This is a genomic window from Levilactobacillus yiduensis (genome assembly GCF_024718525.1).
In the GTDB taxonomy this organism is placed as follows: Bacteria; Bacillota; Bacilli; order Lactobacillales; family Lactobacillaceae; genus Levilactobacillus; species Levilactobacillus yiduensis.
On sequence record NZ_JAMXAZ010000004.1, the window covers coordinates 96,727 to 116,034 of the forward strand.

Sequence of the window (19,308 nt, forward strand, 5' to 3'; positions counted from 1 at the left end):
GAACTCCGGCTACTATAGTTGCCATCAGCGACACTGTATTAGCCTATCTGCTTGCTATAACAGTCAAGTGCAACGACCATATGCGTCCAACAGGCCTTGGCGACCCTTAACTAGCTGCAAGCAAAAAGTGTCAGAATAATTGGATTCTGGCACTTTTGTGAATCGACTACTATCAATAGGAGATAGCCCCAGTACTGACACCTCAGTCATTGTCCACGATCACTTGCCCCGGCTCGCGGCTAGCCATCACGTAACGGTGGGCGTCTTGAATCTGGTCGAGCTTGAAGACCTTGGCAATTGGAATTGTCAGGTGGTGTTTGGCAATCATGGCGAACATCTCAGCGACCAGTTTTCGGTCCACCACCGTTGAATCAAAGAACGTCAGGTACTTGCCACCCAGCGCAAATGGGCTGAAATCTTTGACCACCCACTCGCCCGCCAACAGGCCGATCATGGTGATCTTGCCATCGACGTTCAAGTGCGCGATCGAATCATTTAACGTGACCGTGCCGACCATATCAATGATGCCGTCAAATTTCTTCTCCGTGACCAACTGGTTCTCCTCGTCTAAAATCGCGTCATCGGCGCCGCTTGCGACCAACATCGTTAACATCGACTGGCGGCGCGTGGTGGCCGCGACCTTGAGGCCCAAGACCTTGGCCAACTTAATCGCCGCTAACCCCACAGCGCTGGTGCCGCCCCGCACCAACAACGTTTGCCCGGACCGTAGCTTCAGGGATTTGAGCGACCCCAAGGCCGTGTAAAAGTTTTCCGGATACTGGGCAAGCGTGACCCAATCACCGTCGAAATCGACCGGGTATAAATTGGCATCGTCGACCAACGCATACTCTTGGTAGCTGCCATCGACTTCACGGCCAAAGCCGCCCATCAAGGTCACGACTTTTTGACCTGGCTTTAATTGACTGTTGGTTGATGGCTCGTAGATTTCACCCACAGCTTCAACGCCGATGACCCGCGGAAATTTCACGGATGGTGAGCCGCCAGCCCGCGTCAGTGCCTCATACCGGTGAACGCCAAACGCATGAATCTTCATGACGGACTGGTGGTCAGTCGCCCGTTGAATCGGCCGCTCAACGACCTGCATGACAGCAACATCGCCGGGTTTGTTAATCACAACTGCTCGCATCTTGATCTCTCCATTCTGATTGATTTGCTTCCTAAACAAGACTAGTCTAAGGTGTAACGTAACGTGACAGTCAAGTCATTCAGGAGGAAATTCCATGTTGACCATTCAAAAATTCGCCCAACTTGCCGGAACAACGCGGCGCACGCTCATCTTTTACGACGAAAAGGACTTGTTCAAGCCCAAAACCGTTGCCGCCAATGGCTACCGTTATTACGATTATGATCAGCTTTACCAGTTAAGCTTCATCCTGGAGCTACGGCAACTGGGCCTATCCATCGCGGAGATCAAATCACTCAACACGGCGACCGACCCCCGTTCGTTGAGCCGCAATTTAAGTCGTGTGCTCACCCAGATCGACCAGAAAATGGCCCGGCTATCGCGCTTAAAGGCGACGCTGACCACCCGATTCGCGCAACCGACGCCACCTTTAATGCCGGTAAATCAGCCATTTTTGACCACCGGTAACGCCGCCTTATTTTGCCGGTCAACGCAGTCCGTTTCCTGTACGGAAGCCGAAGTCGCCCAAATCTACGCTGAATTTTACCAACAATTGGGCCAGCTGAATCTCGTCAATCGTCGGGACTCCGGGTTTCTCACGCAGTTGCCCAACAGCGACGCCAGCGGCTATCCCACGGCCGCATTTTGCATTCTCAAGGAGATCCATGCTGACACCGACACGGGTGACCTGCCCCGCCTGGAAAAACCGGCCGGTCAATATGTGGCCATCAACACCACGAATCAGCCGGACGCCATCGGCCGTGGCCTGGACATTCTCAGCGACTACATCCACCACCAACACCTGACCATCGCCGACGAACTCTGGCAGATGAACCTGGACGAGGCCTTTACCAGCAAGGGCGCATCCGATCTGGTTTGTTTACAATACCAGCTGCGGTGAACGGGCTCCCATTTTTTATTTTGCCGCGGACATTCTTGACCCGTCCCGCGAAAAGTGCTGTAATCAAGATGAACCTCATTGTTTCTTTACTTAATCAATCACAGTATTCGCGTTTAAACTCAAACCTAAGGTGGCATCTAACATGGATGAAGTAGTTCAAGCATTAAGCGATATGATCAAATTAAACACGGTCAACGGCCACGAGAAATTGGTCGCCGATTATCTAGCCAACCTCTTAAAGCAACACGGCATCGCCAGCAAAGCGATTGCCTACGAACCAGACCGGGTCAGCTTGGTCGCCGAAATTGGCGATGGCAACGGCCCCGTTGTTGGTTTTGATGGTCACGAAGACATCGTCGCACTCGGTGATGCTGCTAAATGGCAAGTCGACGCCCTTTCCGCCACCATCAAAGACAATAACATGATTGGCCGCGGGACCTCTGACATGAAGTCCGGCTTGATGGCCGGGGTCTTCGCCCTGATTCATTTGAAAGAACAAAACGTGCCGCTACACGGGACCTTGCGCCTGATGGCTACGGTGGGGGAAGAATACGGCCAATACGGCGCCAAGCAACTCGCCGAAGCCGGTTACGCGAAGGACCTCGATACCTTGATTGTCGGCGAACCCAGTGGCGTCAACAAACAACTGCTCTTGCAAAAGCAGATTCAATACATGTTACAAAGCGACGAGGCCGGCGCCAAAGCCTTACTGGCCGCTAACCAGACCAACGAGCAACACTTCATTGAACTGGCACACAAGGGGTCATTGACCTACACGGTGCACGCCAAGGGGGTCGCTGCCCACAGTTCTATGCCCGAAATCGGCAAAAACGCCATCACCCCACTGATGACTTTCTATCAAAAAGAAGAAGCCTACTTTGACAGCATCAAGGACTTCCGCAACCCCGTCTTAGGGGCCGTGACACCGGTCGTCACCATGATCAGAGGGGGCGAGCAGATCAACACGGTACCCGCCAGTGCCGACCTGTCCGTCAAGATTCGGACCATCCCCGAACTGTCCAACGCCGACATTACCGCTTCCATCAAACAAATCATCGCAGAAATCAACGCCCAGGGTGCGGATCTGACGCTGGAAATTCACAGTGATCTGCGACCAATGCACACTATGGCCGACACCCAACTGGTCACCACCGCCAAGGAGATTGGTGAAGATGTCTTGGCACAAAAGCTCCCGATGATTGGCGTTCCCGGCGGCACCGACGCGTCCTCGTTCCTGGCGGTCAACCCGAACATCGACGTCATCGTCTTCGGCCCCGGCAACATCACCGCGCACCAGGTCAACGAGTATGTCGATCTGGACATGTACCACCGCTTCATCACCATTTACGAACGGTTGATCACGGCGCTGTTGAAATAGACTCTTGATAAATGCCCGCCTTACCGTTCCGCGAAACTAGGTTGGAACGCTGGGGAAGGACCGCCCCGAGCCTGAGAAACGGTCTCGTGACTTGCTTTGAGCCGAAAGTTCGCGTCTCAAAGACACCAATTTAGTCGCCAAGACCGCAACTAAATTCCCCGGCTGAACCTAGTTTCGCGCCACTCTCGGCTACTGTGGTGGCGGAATCACCACGACAATAATCATCATGGCGTGGATCCACAGTATACAATTGAACGCACTATCTTGCCGGAGACCACCCGGGGTGTAGCCAGCTGTGTCGACGGTGTTGGCTGAGGTCCTTTCTCAGCCTACAGCGTGGGGCGACTTTGGAAGACTGGCGGGCTTTGTCAGGCTTCAAAGCGAGCTGGAAGACCGCTTCTCAGGCTGGAAGCGTCCCCCATAGCAGGCGGAACCCCTGGTGGACGCAGGCATCTGACTTGTCCAGTTTAGGGTCAGTCCACCACACACCCTCTACCTATACAAACGAAATCCACGGGGCCTTTGTAACCCCCAAAATTCTAAAAATTTCATGATAACCCAAAAACAGTGGTTCCTATCAGCGTGCTTGCGCTGACTAGAACCACTGTTTTTTGACTTGCGTGTTCCTCAACTTTTTTCCAAAACTGCTTTACTGCGGCGCGTTGGTCAGTGCCCAGGTGATGGACCCCTGGTACTGGCCGGTGCGTGAGTCGCTTTGGACCTCCAGCAAGACACCGGTATCGTCGCGCCAACTGCCAGCCACGTCCACTTCCCCGTCGGCCACGCTGTCATCCGTTTCATGCGTGTACACCGCGGTGGGCGTGGACATGATGGGAATGCGCTGGTAGTCGGTGACGTAAACCGGTTGACCCGCCAATTTGGTGCCGTGGCCCTTTGGGGTCGTGAAGGGGGTCGCCGCGGCAGTCAACGTCCAGCGTTCGCCGGTCCCGCGGGTATCCCGAACCGCGAGTTGCCAGCGTCCAGCCCGTTTGACCAACTGACTTTGGCCCGTGAGCTTCGTCTTTTTAAAGGTTTCTGTCGGCGACACCGTGGAAAATTTCAGCTCGCCCGCGACCGCTATTGTCACGGTGACCGGCGCGGATTCATCCCCCACCGCCGTAGCTGCTTGAAGTGTCAACTCGTTGGTCCCGGCCTGGAGCTGCTGGCTCTTTAAGGGCAACGCAAACTGACCATCTGTGACCGTGACGGCTGGCAATTTCTGCCCATTGAGAACGGGAATCACCTGTAACCGATCATCGGCTAGTGCCGGTTTGACGGTTCCCGTGACCGTGGTATCCGCACCGGCGGCCAATTTAACAGGATTGTCACTGGTCACTTGCAGATCCAGGTCGGTATGCGGGTTGATGAAATATTTAGGACTATCGACCGCATACGTCTGCGTCGTGGACGTAAACGTGCTGGTCGTCGGCGCCACTGTGGTGAACTGCTCGACCGTGGCAACGTGACCGACCACCCGAATCGTCGCCTGAGCATTGGCCGTGTTCAACGCCTCGCGCAGGCGCACCGAGAGACGATTGTCCCGTAAATCAGCCACGGACACCTGTTGCGGCGGTAATTTAGCATCCTGATACGTGATGGTGATGTCTTCGGCCGTAAAGTCCGCCGGCAACGCCAGGTTCGCCAAAATGTCGTGCCACGGCTGGCGGCCGCCTTGGTACTTCAACTGATAATCCAGTTGTAACTTGTCACCGCTAAGTAGCTGGCCGTTGGTCGTCACCTCTTTTTGCTGCGACAAGTTCGTCACTGTCAGGTCACCGCGGGCATTCACCAGCCCCGGAACGTTTTCCAAGACGACTAAATTGTTCTCCGTCGAGCTGCCACTGGTCGCGGTGAATCCCCAGCGGACCTGTCCCGTTTGGTGGGGGTCCAACTTGTAGGGAAAAACACGTTGAGCATTTTGCAAGCCCGGCTGCCGTTCACCCGTGACTGGGTTGCGGTCGTCGAAATTGTACGACAACATTTCAGTCGTATGATTCCACCGTAGCGTCACGTGATGCCACTGTCCGTTAGCCAAAAAGTTCGGATGGTTCACGTTGGTGATTTTTCCTTGGTGGTTCATGTTGAAATAGAAATTGTCACGGTTGCGTACCTTTACCAACCGACTCAAGTAAGTGGTCGGTTGGCCCGGAAAATTGTTGGCAATGTGCGCGCCCGTTTCGGCGCCGTCAAAGGCATTGGCTTTACCCAGAGCGGCTTTACCAGAAGCGCCATTGTAGCCGGCGTCAAATTCCAAGGCCCAACTGTTTTGAATCGCCGTTTCGGCAATCGCTTTTTCGTTAGGCTGCCGCGAATCCGTGTCGATTCCCCAAACGCCTAACGTCTCCGCGGGTATGGCCCCCTTCCCCTTGACTGGCATGGCACCTAAACCGCGCCAATCATTTTGCAGGACAAAGGCCATTCCCCCTTCCGCCTTGACGCCCCGGTTGCCCAGGTAGAGCCACGCCGATATCTCGTAGTCCTTGTACAGGTCAAAGTTCCCGGCATCTAACGACCACATTGCGCCAAATTGCCGCGAACCAGACGTTAACGCCACCACATCGGTGCCCGGCGTGGCGTTATTTTTGCCATCCATCAAGGTGGCTGAGCTCTTTTTAGTCGTTTCCGTTGTAACGAACGCATTTGTTTTATCGAGAAAGATTCCTTGTGGCGTCGTCGCCAATGCCTGATTCAGCTCCTTGTCGGCATGGGCCGTGACGCCGGCACTTCCCAGATAAACGGCTAATAGCAATAAGCCAGCGCTTAACCACCGTTTGAACAACATGATTCCCCCAATCTGTCGACGCTCGCGCCACCCGATTGGCGCAAGCAAGTCATCGTCTTATTTACCGCAACTAGCAGCCCACGTTTATCAGCTTTGGTGTAAACGAATAAGCCACGTCACCACTGCGCCATCCCCTCATTCGTCGGTTAATTTATGTCGAGGCAGTCATATCGGCCACCACCCCTAAGCGATTATGTGAGTCCTTTAAGATAATACCTGCTCCCACGAAAAAAGACCAGTTTTTAGCTGGTCTTTCGTATCTAGCCATTTAATGATGGTCCTCGCTCACGGTTAAGGCCAGTAAGCCATTTAGCCAGTCACGGGTCGCTTGATCGGGGTCACCTTGGATCTCAAATCCCAATGGGCTAAACAACGCGTCGACTGCGGGCCACTGCACCTGGCCGTTTTGGAAGAAGGTCTGCGTCAGTCGTTCACGCTGCGCCGCGGTGATGGGCGTGGCCATGACCGTCAGTAAGTTGACCGCCAATTGGTCGCCAATCAACGCCGCATAGGCCGTCGCCGTCAGTGGCTTGACCACTTGTCGCCGGGTCGCCAGCGGCACCACGGGCCCCTCGCGCAACAGAAATTTCTGCCAAGCCATCAGCTGGCCCAGTAGCACCTGATAAAATTGCCAGGGCACCTGATTGCCGATGCGCTTTAAGGTCGTCGCCGTTGTGGCCGCGATATCCCATTGCACCTGTTGCTCCCCTTGCGCCAAAACCGTGGTCAGCCACTCGCTGAAGAACCGCTGAACGGTCGCGTCGACCAACGCTGGGCGCTTGCTGCCCTGAACCAAATGGTAGCGGCCCAAGAGAAAGTCTTCGACCTGATCCCAGTTGATGGTGTTGCCGGCCTGCTGTTGCTTGCGCCGCTTCAGTTGACGCAGCTGCTTTAGCCGGCTTGATTTACCGTAATTGCCTGGACGACTCATGTGTGGTTCGCTCCTTTGTGTCATGCTTGACTGACAATATCATACCGCAATTCCGGGTTGATTTGAACTGTGGGCTCTCTCCAGGTGCCTGCAGCTGGCAGGGGTTCCGCCTGCTATGGGCTAACGCCAGGTCGCTGACGAGATAGGACGGCGCTGGCCGCCTTACCGTTCCGCGAAAGCTAGGTCGGAACGCTGGGGAAGGACCGCCTCGAGCCTGAGAAGCGGTCTCGTGGCTTGCTTTGAGCCGAAAGCCCGCGTCTCAAAGACACCAATTTGCCAGCAAAGCCCACTGGCAAATTCCCCGGCTGAACCTAGTTTCGCTCCACTCTCGGCTACTGTGCTGACTGTCCACGTCATCCAGTTAACCAAACGATCTCCCGCAGTTCTAGTCGCGGCATGAGCACCAGAACTGCGAAGTCCAACTGACTATTTCCAAGCTACACAATACCACCGGCTAACTGAAAAAGCATCAGCCAGCAAAAATAATGGACCCTACCGACGACCGACGTTCACGTTGACCGTCAAATCTACCGCCCAGAGGCCGCCAGGGGTGGAGCCAGCTGTGTCGACGGTGTTGGCTGAGGTTCTTTCTCAGCCTACAGCGTGGGGCGACTTTGGAGACTGGCGGGCTTGGCCAGGCTTCAAAGCGAGCTGGAAGACCGCTCCTCAGGCTGGAAGCGTCCCCCATAGCAGGCGGAACCCCTGGCGGTCTCTGGGCGACTGGTTTCATCTATCCCGTCAGCGCCATAAAAAAGACCGGAACCATGAAGTTCCAGCCTTTCAGTCAGCTTAGTTATTTATTTGCAGCCTTTTCGCGTGGCTGGTACTTCTTGAAGTAGATCACCGTCATGACCGCCAGGAAGACGACCCCGACCAGGATGGAGACCCGTGTTTCTGGGTTCAGGAACATGAAGATCAGCGTGATTGCCAGGAAGGCCAACGTGATGTAGTTGGACCATGGCGCAAACGGCATCTTGAAGGGATGATCGGCCATGTGCTGCTGATTTTGCTTGCGGAACTCAATTTCACTGATCAGAATCACGAACCACGGCACCATCCCCGGCAAGACGCTGGAGCTGTAGACCATGACGAAAATCTGACTGGCATCCTTGAAGAACATCGGCAAGACCACGTTGAGCACGATCCCAATCGCAATCCCCAGGGAAATCGCGATAACGGAGTAAAATGGCACCCCGTGGCGGTTCAGTAACGTCGCCTTTCGTGGCAACTGCCCCTTTTCCGCCAGGGTAAACGCCATCCGGCTGGCACTGTAGATCCCGGAATTGGACCCGGACAAGGCCGCCGTGACCACCACGAAGTTGATGATGGACGCTGCTGCGGTAATCCCAATCTTAGCAAACGTCTGAACGAACGGCGAGCCAATTTGGTTCAGCTTGTCCCACGGGTAGATGGACACAATCACGAAGATGGCCCCCACGTAGAAGATCAAGATCCGCGCTACAGTCGACCGAATCGCCGCGACCAAGGTGTGTTGCGGGTTTTCCGCTTCCCCGGCCGTGACCCCGATCAACTCGATCCCTTGATACGACGCCAACACAATGGCCAACGCGAAGATGAAGCCTTTGGCACCACCCGTGAAGAAGCCACCGTGCGTCCACAGGTTACTGATGCCGACCGCGTGACCGCCATTACCAAAGCCGAACAAGATGACGCCCAGCCCAGCAATGATCATCAGAATAATGGTAACCACCTTGATCAGGGCAAACCAGAATTCGAGTTCCCCGAACATTTTCACGGAAATCAAGTTGGCCACACACAGGAAGGTGATGGCGACAAGCCCGGGAATCCAGTCTGGCAAGTTGGGCCACCAGAAGCGGAAATACCCCCCCAGAGCGATCATTTCACTCATGCCGACCACGATAAACTGGAAGATGTTACTCCAAGCCGTCAGGAAGCCAAAGACCGGATGCATGTATTCAGAAGCGAAGGTCGCAAAGGACCCTGTGGTGGGGTGGACGTACAGCATTTCGCCCAGCGCCCGCATAATTAAGTAAAGGAAAATACCAGAAATAATGTAAGCGATGAGGACGGAAGGACCCGTCCACTTGATGGTGGAACCAGACCCCATAAATAATCCAACGCCGATTGTACCGCCTAGCGCAATCATCTGCATTTGGCGGGCACTTAGTTTTCTCTGCAATCTAATTCCTTCTTTCTATGATTTGTATGATTAAAACTTCATGAGGAAAGGTTACCTGATTTGGCCCCATTCCGCAATGTTTTTTTCGTAAATTTGGTAATACTATGTTTTAGTATGCCGCAAACCCAGCCGGCTTTCAAACGCAAGCCGACATAAAAAAGGCCGTTAACGGCGGTGTACCGGTAACGGTCTCGGTTAAACTTTTTAGAGAACTTTTTCATAAACGAAGCAGACATCGTCTGGATGGTAAACGCCGACGATTTGGCCGGCCTTGACGAAACCAAACTTTTCAATCAAGTGTTGCATCTTGGCGTTGTCGCGATGGGTATCGATCCGAATGCTTTCGGCTTCAGGATGGTTCTTGGCAATGTAATCGAATAAGTCGCGGAACAACTGGGATGCGTAGCCCTTCCCTTGATGATGGGAGAAGATGGCGACCCGGTGAACCGTCACGTACTTATCGGTATCCTTTTGCCATTCCCCTTGAAGCGTATCGTAGGCGTGGTCTGGCGCCTCGATGACGGCAGCGACGCCCAACGTTTCGTGGTCGTCACTGTTGTAAATCACTGCCCGGCCGTCTTCGATATCGCCCTTGATAACGTTGCGGTTCGGGTATTCATTTTGCCATTGGTCGATGCCGGCATCGGCGAGTTGCTTCTTGCCGTCTTCGATAATGTCACAAACTAAGTCTAATTCTTCAATCTTTGCTTTCCGTAAATACATGGTGGTTTCACCTCATCTTAAATTTTTTCTTACTCAGCCAAACTGGCCAATACGCGCTGGGCCAGTTGGTCAACGCGCGCCCAATCAGCATCATCGGGGTCCTGGTCGATCTTGACCGAGTCGGCAACCTGTTCCCCATTGCTGGAATTCAGTTGCATTGTCAGGTAATCAACGGCCCGGCCGAAATGGATATGGGTCTTTGAGCTAGACCCCAGCACGGCAAATTTTGTCCGCGCCAAGTCGACTTCTTTTAGGTCAGCAAAGAAGTCTTGGGCTTCGTCGGGCAGGTCACCGTCGTGGAACGTGTAGCTGACTACGATGACGGCATCGTTGGCTGGTAAGTCAAAGGCATCGGCTTGCGACACCTCGGTGACCAGCGTCTGCGCCTGAGAAGCCAGTTGCGCCTGCAAGTGACCGGCAATGGCTTGGTTGCGGCCAGATTGACTGGCGTAAATGATTTGAATGGATGGTGTCATAGTTAAAGTCCCTCTCGATCTGATTCCACCAGCCTGCCACATGCGGGCAAACTGGAAACTGCTGAATATTATAGCCCTTTTTCCACAAATTCCCTAGCAAAAAGACCCTTTTCTCGCCGATTTTTAATTGATGGCGGTTGCAAAGAAACGCCGCCACCACGCAGACTGTATCGGTCGTTTGTTCTGTCAACGACCTTAGTGGTTGGCGGGCAACGACTGCTGGTTGACTCTTGTGAAAATTACCGGGGTATTCGTCTGAATTTTAGTTAAGGAACCGTTTATTTTCCCAAATTAATTCGCCGTACAATCATTTAGCAACAGCATATTATTTTATTGATCAATTTGTCTTATCGTATATAGCATCTAACGTTAATCAAGAAAACTAGTTTCTTAGTTTCTCGATGCAGCACCACTTTGGCAAATTGACTACTATTCTTGCTGTTACTGCGTTTATAGTAGTCATCACATAATAATTGTAAATGAAATAATCAACGACTTTCAATAATTATAGGTCAATATTGTAACGTTTTCTAAAGACTGTTACAATTATAACGAAATTTATGAAATACCGATTTCTTACATAGATTAAACTTGGAGGCGTTCATGATGAAAACCCATAATCGATTTAAAAATCTTTGGCTCATTGGTACTCTAGGTGTTGCGCTATCTGTGGGTGGCATGACCCTAACGTCAGTCACTGCCCAGGCCGCTGACGACACGACTAGCCAGACAACTACCGATAGTCACGCCGATCAGGACCAGGTCGACTTTACAGATCCTACCTTGGCCACCATCGTTGCTAAGGCCCTAGAGTTAAAGACCAATCAGGTTACATACGGCGATATTCGTCATTATCAAGGCAAACAGCCCTATTTAAATGGCGCCGGTCATGCAGCCGTGACATCTTTAAATGGCATACAAAGTTTACAGCAGTTGCCCGCAGGAATTGGCATCAAAATGCAAATGGACTTAACCAAAGGCACCTCGTTAGCACCCTTTAGTGGTCTACCCGTTTCTGGCATGTTTTCACTAGCGCAACCAGGGATGCACGGAGAGGATTTGACGCCGTTAAACCAGCTTCACGTTTTGGATGATCCCCTGAAAGATCAATTACGCCGCGTCAGTGTGTCTGGTACAAATGCAGACAGATATGCCAATACCCAGGGCTTAACGGACACAGAAATTCAACAGCTCAAACCGTTGTTTAGCCAATTTGCGCAACACAAAAATCATCAGGGGCCACTGCTCATTACGGTTAACAGCCAACGCTTAACTGACTTTTCATTTTTCAAGCAATTCGGCGCAGTCAGTCTACTCGCCACGGGTCAGTATACCGTAGTTCAAAAGCCAACTTACATCGATCCTGCCACCTTTTCTCAGGACACCACGGTTCGGTTACCAGCAGTGTGGAAGGACCTCAACGGCGACCCCGTGCAGACTAGCACCCACGTTTACTACAATGCCACTGGAACCTTAACGATGGACGGCTCGGATGCCCTGGTGAAAGACATTGATCAATTCGACGCAACGGGCCAGCCTACCCGATATCTGGTCATAGATCATCAGTATAAGACTGCGAACTTCCCTGATTTAGACCCCACTTACTATCCAGACGGTAGCGACATGACCGTAGATGGTCAGATTTACTACCCCCTCAAATGGGAAAAGGCGCCCGCAGAATCAAGTTCTTCTTCGGAAACATCATCTGGAACCACTGGCAGTAGTTCCAGTAGCACCCCTACGACAGCCACCAGCTCCGCCAATTCAGTCATTTCCGGCGGTGCGGCTGATACAGCGATTCCTAAGGGCACCGTCGTTTACGCAACCAAGGCCATCTACCTCTACCAGCACCCGACGTTCACAATCAAAGGGCGGCAGGTCAAATACGCCAAGCAACCCAGGATCAATCGGCCGATGTTTGTGGTCACCGGCTACGCCCAATCCAAGGCTGGTCGCCAACGGTACCTGGTCAAGGACGTCAATCATCACAGTAAGACTGCTGGCAAGACCGGCTACGTCACGGCAAATAAGCACTACACGACGCCGGTCTACTACCAGGATAAGCACGCGAAAATCACCGTAATCAATCCGCAAGGGGTCAACGCTTACCGTAACCGCAGCCTCAGCGGCAAAGGCATTCACTACCGGCAAGGCGCTGTCCTCAAGGTAGTGGGCCTGAAGACCTATCATTTGACGACACGCTTTAAACTCAGTAATGGTCGCTACATCACGGCGAACCGGAAATTAGTGATGAGTGGCAAACACACCATGCCCCAGGCCATCCGTACGAAGACGCGGATTCACCAGTACCGAACCGCGAACCTAACTGGTAAGAAAGGCACCTACGCTAAAGGCACGCGACTAAAAGTCACGGGCTGGACCTACTCACATGCCGATAACTTAAAGACTTTCGGCGCCCTACGCTACCGTGTCGCCGGTGGGTACGTGACAGCCAACGCCAAATACGTTCAGACAATCAAGTAATCTCTGGCGTGAACTGGTCAGCAACTCACTGATTGTTTCCGACCGCCAAAAATCGTACCGCCAGAAAAAAAGGGCGTCTGGGACGAGACAACCCATACTTTTAAGCCATATAATCTAAAATCCCCTCAGAAATCAGTGTCACAATTTCTGAAGGGACTTTTTGTCTACTTTACGCATATTTCACAAAATCAATTAATCCGTCATCAGTTCCGTCAATGCATCGCTGTCCATCGTGTTCGGCACCCCGGGGACGTCAAACCCGTTCAGTTGCCGGAACTCGCGGCGGAATTGTTGGTAGCCGGGCAGGTCGGTCGTGAAGTTATCCGGCGTGAGCTGTGGCAATAAATCTTCCACCGCGCCCTGAACCGCTGGCGACAGCTCCGTGGCGTCTGGCCGCAAGCGACCGCGGCTATCGACTACCCGGCGGTTGCCGTAAACCATGTCGCGGAATAACCGGTCAATGTGATCGACGGGTTGCTCGTGGCCACCGCGTTGCTGTTCAACTTGATACAGCGCCATGCAGTAGCGCGAAAAGCCCGGAATGACCACGGATGCCTTGGTCGTGACGGACCGGTTGACGCTGATCAGCGCCTCGCCGCCAGTCTTGGCCAATTTGGCTTGAATCTGGTGAGCACTGGCTTCAGCCGCCCGCTTGGCCTGGCCCAGCGTGCCGTCGTGATAGATTGGCGCCGTGACGCGGGGACCCTCGTACGAGAACAAGATTGTCTTAAAGTCCGGTGCCAATACGCCAGCTTCTTGGAGTGCGTCGATCCACAGCTCCCAGTCCTCGCCGCCCATGACGTGGTTAGTCGTTGCCACTTCGGCTACGGTCGCGGGTTCCAGCGTGGCCTTGACCAACCGCTCGTGTTCGAGGTCTAACGTGTAGTCGGTCACGGGATTGCCCAGCGGCTTAATGACCGACCGCCACGCTTCAGCGGGGTTATCCGGATTCTTGCGCTTGGGCGCCGCAATGGAGTACACCAACAGGTCCAGTTGCCCACCAAAACGGTTGCGAATATATTGAATGACTTCCTGTTTGGTTTCCGGCAAGAAAATGTCCGCATTCAAATTACTAGCGACCAAACCGGCCTCATTGGCAGCTTGCTTGAAGAAACGTTGATTCCACCAGCCAGCGGTCCCGAGAAAATCAGGCCGCGGTGGCCGCTCATACCCCACGGACAGGGTCGCAGCCCCCATACCAAACGCCGCAGTAATGCGACTGGCTAAGCCGTAACTAGACGATCCGCCCAGAATCAACGCGTGTTTCGCGCCGGCATAGTGCGGTTCCCTAGTGACCGTCGCAATCTGTTGGGCCATCATCCGTTGCAAACCCAGTGGATTCACCGACCGGGCCACGTTGCCATCGATTTTTTCCGTAAACGTCAGCTGTGTCATACCATTTCCCCTCCTAGGGTCTTTCCTCTAACTTACCACTTCTGGCCAAGAAAACGGTAACAATTTGCCCGTTAAAACCTGCCAGCACTCAGCCAACAAGGCTGGTTATTTGTTGACACACCTAAAGGTTGCAAGATTGAAAGCAAGCTTTATGATGACACCAGGGCTTACAGGGACAAAATTAGTCTTTGAATGTCATGTGATCGGTGCTGGTCGCCTTACCGTTCGCCAAATATGAGCCGGAACGCGGTGGGCGGACGGCAAGCGGCCAACTCAGACTGTGTTCACTGCACACACAAAGGGTCTGGGACAAAAGTCTCAGGCCCTTTGTGTCTCCGAACATCTGGTGTTGAAACCTGGGCCAAAAGGCAGCTGGTTCCGCTTAAAACTGATAAGCAAACAATCCAAGCCCGGGATTATTCGCTTATCAGCCTTAATGCTCGCCAGCTAACCGCCTTTTGTCCCACTCTCCTTGATTTAATCAGTAAATTCAGATTCCGCCAGCAACTTGCGAACCTCATCCGTCGTGTGCGTCTCCATCATCGCATTCCGCAGGCTAGCAGCGTTGCGCTGGTTGCGGACGTAGATCTTGAAGAACCGCTTCAGCGAGGCGAACCGCGACGTGTCAAAACGCTTTTCAAAGTCGTCGTACAGGTCCAACTGGTAATTTAACAGCCCCAACAGCTCCTTGATATCGTGTTCCTGGGGGTCCTTTTCAAAGGCAAACGGGCTGGTGAAGATGCCCCGGCCAATCATGATGCCGTCGACGCCAGGATGTTCCTGGGCCAGTTTGACCCCCTCCTGGTAATTCTCGATGTCCCCGTTGATCTGCAGCAGCGTGTTTGGTGCCACCTCATCGCGGAGCTTCACGATGTCGTCGATCAGCTCGAAGTGCGCGGGCACGCGACTCATTTCCTTCTTGGTCCGCAGGTGGATCGTCAGCAAGGGGATGTCTTGTTCAAATAAGAACGTGAGCCAATCCCGCCATTCATCCAACCGGCTGTAGCCCAGTCGCGTCTTAACGCTGACGGGCAATCCGGCTTCCTTGGCGCCGGCAATCACGGCCGCAGCACTGTCAAAATTGCGAATCAAATCGCTGCCCCCGTGGTTCTTGATGACCGTGGAATCGGGGCAACCCATGTTCATATCGATGGCTTCGTAGCCCAGATCTTTCACGGCGACGGCCGCACGGGCAAAAGCGTCCGGGTCATTGCCCCAAAGTTGGGCGACCGGCATGTGCGCCTCTTCTGGCGCCACGTACAGGCGGCCTTGAACGGTGAATTTGGCCTTGGGATGGGTCACGCTGATGGCATTGGTGAATTCCGTAAAGAAAACGTCGGGCGCCGCGGCCCGGGCCACAACGCGGCGGAAGATAGCATTGGTCACGGCCTCCATCGGCGCTAAGCTAAAGAAGGGCCGGTTTTCCGAACGCGCGTGGTCCGCAATTTTTTGCCAGTAAGATGAATCAGACACGATAAAATCTCCTTGTGTAGTTAAATTTGATGTTTAGTCCGGTTTAACGCAGTCCATATATTTTACCACGTTTGCCAAGGAATACCAGAAAAACCGATTGGTGCCGGAGTTTGTGCGGGTGGTCACGATTAAAAAGTGGCGTCCAGATTAGGGACGCCACTTGGGGTAGTTGATTCAATTATTAGTTGGTCAATCTTAGTCCGACTTTTCCCCGCTACTTCGTACTGACCGTCACATCCCCATCCGCCGACGTCAAGCGGTACTGTGCTTGGGCCTTCGGGTGTAGCCGATACCCGCTGTGGCGTGTCTGACCTAGCACCTTGATGTCGCCCATGTCGGCGTCCTTGACCGCGACCCTAGCCCCAGCCGAGCTATCAATGTGCGCGGTGATGTCACCGTCGTCCGTATAGGCTGTCAGCACACGGTTCAAGCGGTTGTTCAGCAGATGAATGTCCCCGTTGTCCGCCGTAAGCTTACCACCACCGAGCTTGGTCTTCGTCATGCGGATATCCCCGTTACCCGCATCCACTTGGTTGTGGCGACTGGCCAAGCGGCTATTGCTCAAGCCGACGTCGCCATTTCCTGCCTGGAGCTTCAACTGCTGGGCACGTAGGTTATCGGCCCAAATATCCCCATTGTCGGACTGAATGTTCACATCCTGGTCAACCGTCAAATTAAAGAGGCTCAAGTCATCCCCGGTATGCGCGGTGAGCTGCTTTGTCTGTAGGTCGCTGATGGAGACGTCGCCCGCGCGTTTGACAGTGATGGCCGTCAGCTGCTTATCCCGTGGTACCGTGACCAGCACGCCCCGGCGATAGTCGCCTTCGCTAAAGCCAAAGATGGTATTGCTGAGGTGTTCGGTCGCGCTACTGCCTGTAATGGTCAGCGTGCCCTGATCGACCGTAGCCTTGGGTTGCCCCTGACCATTGCCGATTCGGCTAATACGCACACGATTGGTGTCGCCGGCCTCAATGGTCACCGGCACGTGGGCGTTGACCACGATCTTGTTGTAGGCCGCTGGCTGATAACTCGCCGTGCTGTGTTTAATCACCTGAAATCGGCGCGTCTGACTAGACCACACGACGCCCTTATTGCCATGATTCAGCCAGCCGATTCCCATTAAAATGGCCCCCAGGACCACCAGTACTATCGCAAGTTTCGTTGTTCGTTTCATAGCTTACGCCCCCGTTCTGCCCGACTCCGTGGAATGAAGCGGTTGTAAATTTTCTTGGCTGCCCAAGTCAACGCCCAGGCTACCTTGCTCCCCAGCCATTTCAGAATCAACCAGCCCAGCCAGCTGATTCCCAGCGCTGCAAACCCCACACCCAGGTAAAACATCCCGGTCCACGGCGCCTGCCAAATAGTGGCAATGCCGACGACGACGCCCATCGCCCCGACCAAGATCACGCTCAAGAAGACGGCCAGTGCGGCAACGACCAGACTGAATAGGACCGCAGCAAAGGCCACAAACAGCGCCAAGATCACAATCATGATGGGAATCGTCACCGGCGTCGACAGTAAGGCTAGAATAATCAGCCACACCGTTTTCACGTTGGCCTTGGTCGCCTGTACGGACGACCGGGACTGCGCGGATTCGCCGCCATCTTGCTCCGTGAGCCGAATGGAATAATCCGCCAAAACTTTACGGGCCAAGGACCGTGGCGTGCCCAGCTCATCAACGGCCTGTTCGTAGGTCGCAATGCCGGCGTCCAATAAGTATTCTCGATAATATTCGACGACTTCTTGCTGTTCCGCCGTCGTTAGCTGGCCGAGCAAGCGCTGCACGGCTTGAATGTAATCATTCATCTTGGTTGCCCCCTAATAACTTGGTAATGGCCTGATTGAAGTCCTGCCACTCCGCTTGAATCTCCGCGAGTCGCTCCCGACCACTGGCGGTCAACCGGTAGTAACGGCGATTTCGCCCCTGAAAGGGTTCGTCATAGGTTTCCAGCCAGCCATTCTTCTTCAACCGACGCAAGACCGGATACAGGGTCGATTCGGAAATGGGAATCAGCGCCCGCACCTCTTGCGTCAACGTATACCCGTAGTGGTCCTCACGCGTCAGTAAGCCCAGCACACTGCCGTCTAACAACTCTGTTGGTACCTGAATGGCCATGTGACTGCCTCCTTTTCTGATACTATATCGCATATAATATCAATTCACTTACAATATACGATAGTGGGTAATGGTTGTCAAGAGCTCGGGGATAGATTGGATGCAAAAACGGCCTCACGGGTTGGCGGCGTGAGGCCGTTTTTGCATTCAATTTGAGCATCTGATCATTATAATTATAGGTCTGTCACTGCTCTGACAGTTTCACCTGAAATACTTCATCTGATTATTTCACTAAAACTAAGGCATAATTACTAAAAGTATTCGTGAATGTGTCAATAGTCCATGGATAACCTTTCTTTCCGCTGTGAATTCCAGCTCCATCATTCATGTATATTCCCAGTTGATACCCATCCGCAATCAAAGACTTAATTTTATTTTGATTATAGCCATTCTTCTTTAATATCTTATTGACCTGTTTAGCTTTATCAGCATTACTGGTTAAAATAGGATCTTGTAACGCATTTAACACAGTCAGCGAACCGTTACCCATTGAATCATGCGTCTCCATTTCAAGCTTCGTTAAATCAATACTACTTGAGTAATTATCAAGATTCATAGACGACAGCACTGGCCCACTACCAATAAGTTGACCTGCTCCACGTCTTGATGCATCTAAATTCACTTTTGCACCCGGAAAATACTTCAATACCGCACGAGATAGCTTTTGTGACTTATTGCTTTTCAAGTAATGGGTATACTGACTATCTGAAGTAAACGTGTCAATCCTCTTAGAAATTGCAGGCTTGACGAAACCGTGCCATACATATCCGGAAGCCTTACCACCATAAACTTTGTAATAGACCTTTCCGTTTCGTTTGAAAGATTTCTGGACATACCACGACCGATTAGGATAATTTTTGGTATTATGTAGTTTCTTCGTGAAACCTTTATTCCAAATATAGCCATGCCGCTTAGCGTTCGTATAGTACAATGGTGCAGCGTCATCCTTTGGCGCTGTCCATGAATAACCTTTTCTTCCAAAGTTCCACGGATATGACTTTATTGTTTTGGCACTAGCGTTGGTTACGGCCATGCTCCCCGTCACAGCGCCAAGCAGCATTAGCCAAATTGCCCCTATCTTGTTAATTTTGAACAATCCAATTACCCCCTAATATAGTTCCTATCTAATAATTGTAACGCAAGTCTAGATACATTAAAATCCACCCCATTAATTGGCGGTATGGTTCAATGTTGTTTGTTCAACCTGGTGCCAACCTGCTTTAACAATGACAAGGCTAGCTATTAGTCGTCAGTGAGTGGCTATGATATGATGTGGATGTAAACAATAATTTGGGAGTGAATACCGTGAATAAAAAGAGAATACGGATAATTATCAATTTTATT

General features: G+C 52.7%; 15 protein-coding genes. 3 read left to right on the forward strand and 12 right to left on the reverse strand.

Annotation, left to right across the window (positions count from 1 at the left end; translation table 11 throughout):
• Positions 1-202: 202 nt before the first annotated feature.
• A complete protein-coding gene (locus NGM66_RS03685) occupies positions 203-1,147 on the reverse strand; it encodes a zinc-binding dehydrogenase (protein ID WP_208907442.1) in 945 nt (314 codons plus the stop codon).
• A 94-nt stretch (positions 1,148-1,241) separates the two neighbouring features.
• On the opposite strand from NGM66_RS03685, the gene NGM66_RS03690 reads away from it, so the two are divergent.
• Together NGM66_RS03690 and NGM66_RS03695 are read left to right on the forward strand one after the other, a co-directional pair.
• A complete protein-coding gene (locus NGM66_RS03690; protein ID WP_208907441.1) occupies positions 1,242-2,045 on the forward strand; it encodes a MerR family transcriptional regulator in 804 nt (267 codons plus the stop codon).
• A 142-nt stretch (positions 2,046-2,187) separates the two neighbouring features.
• On the forward strand, positions 2,188-3,423 hold the full coding sequence (locus NGM66_RS03695) for an ArgE/DapE family deacylase (RefSeq protein ID WP_208907440.1): 1,236 nt from the start codon (positions 2,188-2,190) through the stop codon (positions 3,421-3,423).
• Positions 3,424-4,072: 649 nt separating this feature from the next.
• Here NGM66_RS03695 and NGM66_RS03700 read toward each other — a convergent pair.
• From NGM66_RS03700 to NGM66_RS03720, 5 genes are all read right to left on the reverse strand, one after another.
• Positions 4,073-6,205 carry a WxL domain-containing protein gene (locus NGM66_RS03700; protein WP_208907439.1) on the reverse strand — a complete coding sequence of 711 codons (2,133 nt, stop codon included), beginning with the start codon at positions 6,203-6,205 and terminating at the stop codon, positions 4,073-4,075.
• Between the two features lie 268 nt (positions 6,206-6,473).
• Positions 6,474-7,136 carry a hypothetical protein gene (locus NGM66_RS03705; protein WP_208907438.1) on the reverse strand — a complete coding sequence of 221 codons (663 nt, stop codon included), beginning with the start codon at positions 7,134-7,136 and terminating at the stop codon, positions 6,474-6,476.
• A 793-nt stretch (positions 7,137-7,929) separates the two neighbouring features.
• Entirely contained in the window at positions 7,930-9,297 is a 1,368-nt protein-coding gene (locus NGM66_RS03710; protein ID WP_208907437.1) for an amino acid permease, read from the reverse strand.
• 204 nt (positions 9,298-9,501) lie between these two features.
• On the reverse strand, positions 9,502-10,020 hold the full coding sequence (locus NGM66_RS03715; protein ID WP_135368605.1) for a GNAT family N-acetyltransferase: 519 nt from the start codon (positions 10,018-10,020) through the stop codon (positions 9,502-9,504).
• 29 nt (positions 10,021-10,049) lie between these two features.
• Positions 10,050-10,496: a flavodoxin domain-containing protein gene (locus NGM66_RS03720; RefSeq protein ID WP_208907436.1), complete on the reverse strand. Its 447-nt coding sequence runs from the start codon at positions 10,494-10,496 to the stop codon at positions 10,050-10,052.
• Positions 10,497-11,099: 603 nt separating this feature from the next.
• Here NGM66_RS03720 and NGM66_RS03725 point away from each other — a divergent pair.
• Positions 11,100-12,980 carry a DUF5776 domain-containing protein gene (locus NGM66_RS03725; protein ID WP_208907435.1) on the forward strand — a complete coding sequence of 627 codons (1,881 nt, stop codon included), beginning with the start codon at positions 11,100-11,102 and terminating at the stop codon, positions 12,978-12,980.
• A gap of 192 nt (positions 12,981-13,172) precedes the next feature.
• Here the strand turns inward: NGM66_RS03725 and NGM66_RS03730 are convergent, their stop codons facing one another.
• The 6 genes from NGM66_RS03730 to NGM66_RS03755 all read right to left on the reverse strand — a co-directional run bounded on the left by NGM66_RS03730 (position 13,173) and on the right by NGM66_RS03755 (position 19,060).
• Positions 13,173-14,375: a trans-2-enoyl-CoA reductase family protein gene (locus tag NGM66_RS03730; protein WP_208907434.1), complete on the reverse strand. Its 1,203-nt coding sequence runs from the start codon at positions 14,373-14,375 to the stop codon at positions 13,173-13,175.
• Positions 14,376-14,852: 477 nt separating this feature from the next.
• Positions 14,853-15,848, reverse strand: a complete 996-nt coding sequence (locus NGM66_RS03735) for a tRNA dihydrouridine synthase (protein WP_208907433.1) — start codon at positions 15,846-15,848, stop codon at positions 14,853-14,855.
• A gap of 214 nt (positions 15,849-16,062) precedes the next feature.
• Positions 16,063-17,022 (reverse strand): DUF4097 family beta strand repeat-containing protein, encoded by a 960-nt coding sequence (locus tag NGM66_RS03740; protein ID WP_208907432.1) that lies wholly within the window; start codon positions 17,020-17,022, stop codon positions 16,063-16,065.
• Positions 17,019-17,654, reverse strand: coding sequence for a DUF1700 domain-containing protein (locus NGM66_RS03745; protein WP_208907431.1), 636 nt, complete (start codon positions 17,652-17,654; stop codon positions 17,019-17,021). The genes NGM66_RS03740 and NGM66_RS03745 overlap by 4 nt, the downstream gene beginning before the upstream one ends.
• Positions 17,647-17,964 carry a PadR family transcriptional regulator gene (locus NGM66_RS03750; protein ID WP_135368613.1) on the reverse strand — a complete coding sequence of 106 codons (318 nt, stop codon included), beginning with the start codon at positions 17,962-17,964 and terminating at the stop codon, positions 17,647-17,649. The genes NGM66_RS03745 and NGM66_RS03750 overlap by 8 nt, the downstream gene beginning before the upstream one ends.
• 223 nt (positions 17,965-18,187) lie before the next feature.
• Positions 18,188-19,060 carry a D-alanyl-D-alanine carboxypeptidase gene (locus NGM66_RS03755; protein ID WP_208907430.1) on the reverse strand — a complete coding sequence of 291 codons (873 nt, stop codon included), beginning with the start codon at positions 19,058-19,060 and terminating at the stop codon, positions 18,188-18,190.
• Positions 19,061-19,308 lie beyond the last annotated feature (248 nt).

Coding starts and splice junctions, on each gene's coding strand:
- NGM66_RS03685 (WP_208907442.1), bottom strand. CDS start 1,147: ATGCGAGCAGTTGTGATTAACAAACCCGGCGATGTTGCTGTCATGCAG.
- NGM66_RS03690 (WP_208907441.1), top strand. CDS start 1,242: ATGTTGACCATTCAAAAATTCGCCCAACTTGCCGGAACAACGCGGCGC.
- NGM66_RS03695 (WP_208907440.1), top strand. CDS start 2,188: ATGGATGAAGTAGTTCAAGCATTAAGCGATATGATCAAATTAAACACG.
- NGM66_RS03700 (WP_208907439.1), bottom strand. CDS start 6,205: ATGTTGTTCAAACGGTGGTTAAGCGCTGGCTTATTGCTATTAGCCGTT.
- NGM66_RS03705 (WP_208907438.1), bottom strand. CDS start 7,136: ATGAGTCGTCCAGGCAATTACGGTAAATCAAGCCGGCTAAAGCAGCTG.
- NGM66_RS03715 (WP_135368605.1), bottom strand. CDS start 10,020: ATGTATTTACGGAAAGCAAAGATTGAAGAATTAGACTTAGTTTGTGAC.
- NGM66_RS03720 (WP_208907436.1), bottom strand. CDS start 10,496: ATGACACCATCCATTCAAATCATTTACGCCAGTCAATCTGGCCGCAAC.
- NGM66_RS03725 (WP_208907435.1), top strand. CDS start 11,100: ATGATGAAAACCCATAATCGATTTAAAAATCTTTGGCTCATTGGTACT.
- NGM66_RS03730 (WP_208907434.1), bottom strand. CDS start 14,375: ATGACACAGCTGACGTTTACGGAAAAAATCGATGGCAACGTGGCCCGG.
- NGM66_RS03740 (WP_208907432.1), bottom strand. CDS start 17,022: ATGAAACGAACAACGAAACTTGCGATAGTACTGGTGGTCCTGGGGGCC.
- NGM66_RS03745 (WP_208907431.1), bottom strand. CDS start 17,654: ATGAATGATTACATTCAAGCCGTGCAGCGCTTGCTCGGCCAGCTAACG.
- NGM66_RS03750 (WP_135368613.1), bottom strand. CDS start 17,964: ATGGCCATTCAGGTACCAACAGAGTTGTTAGACGGCAGTGTGCTGGGC.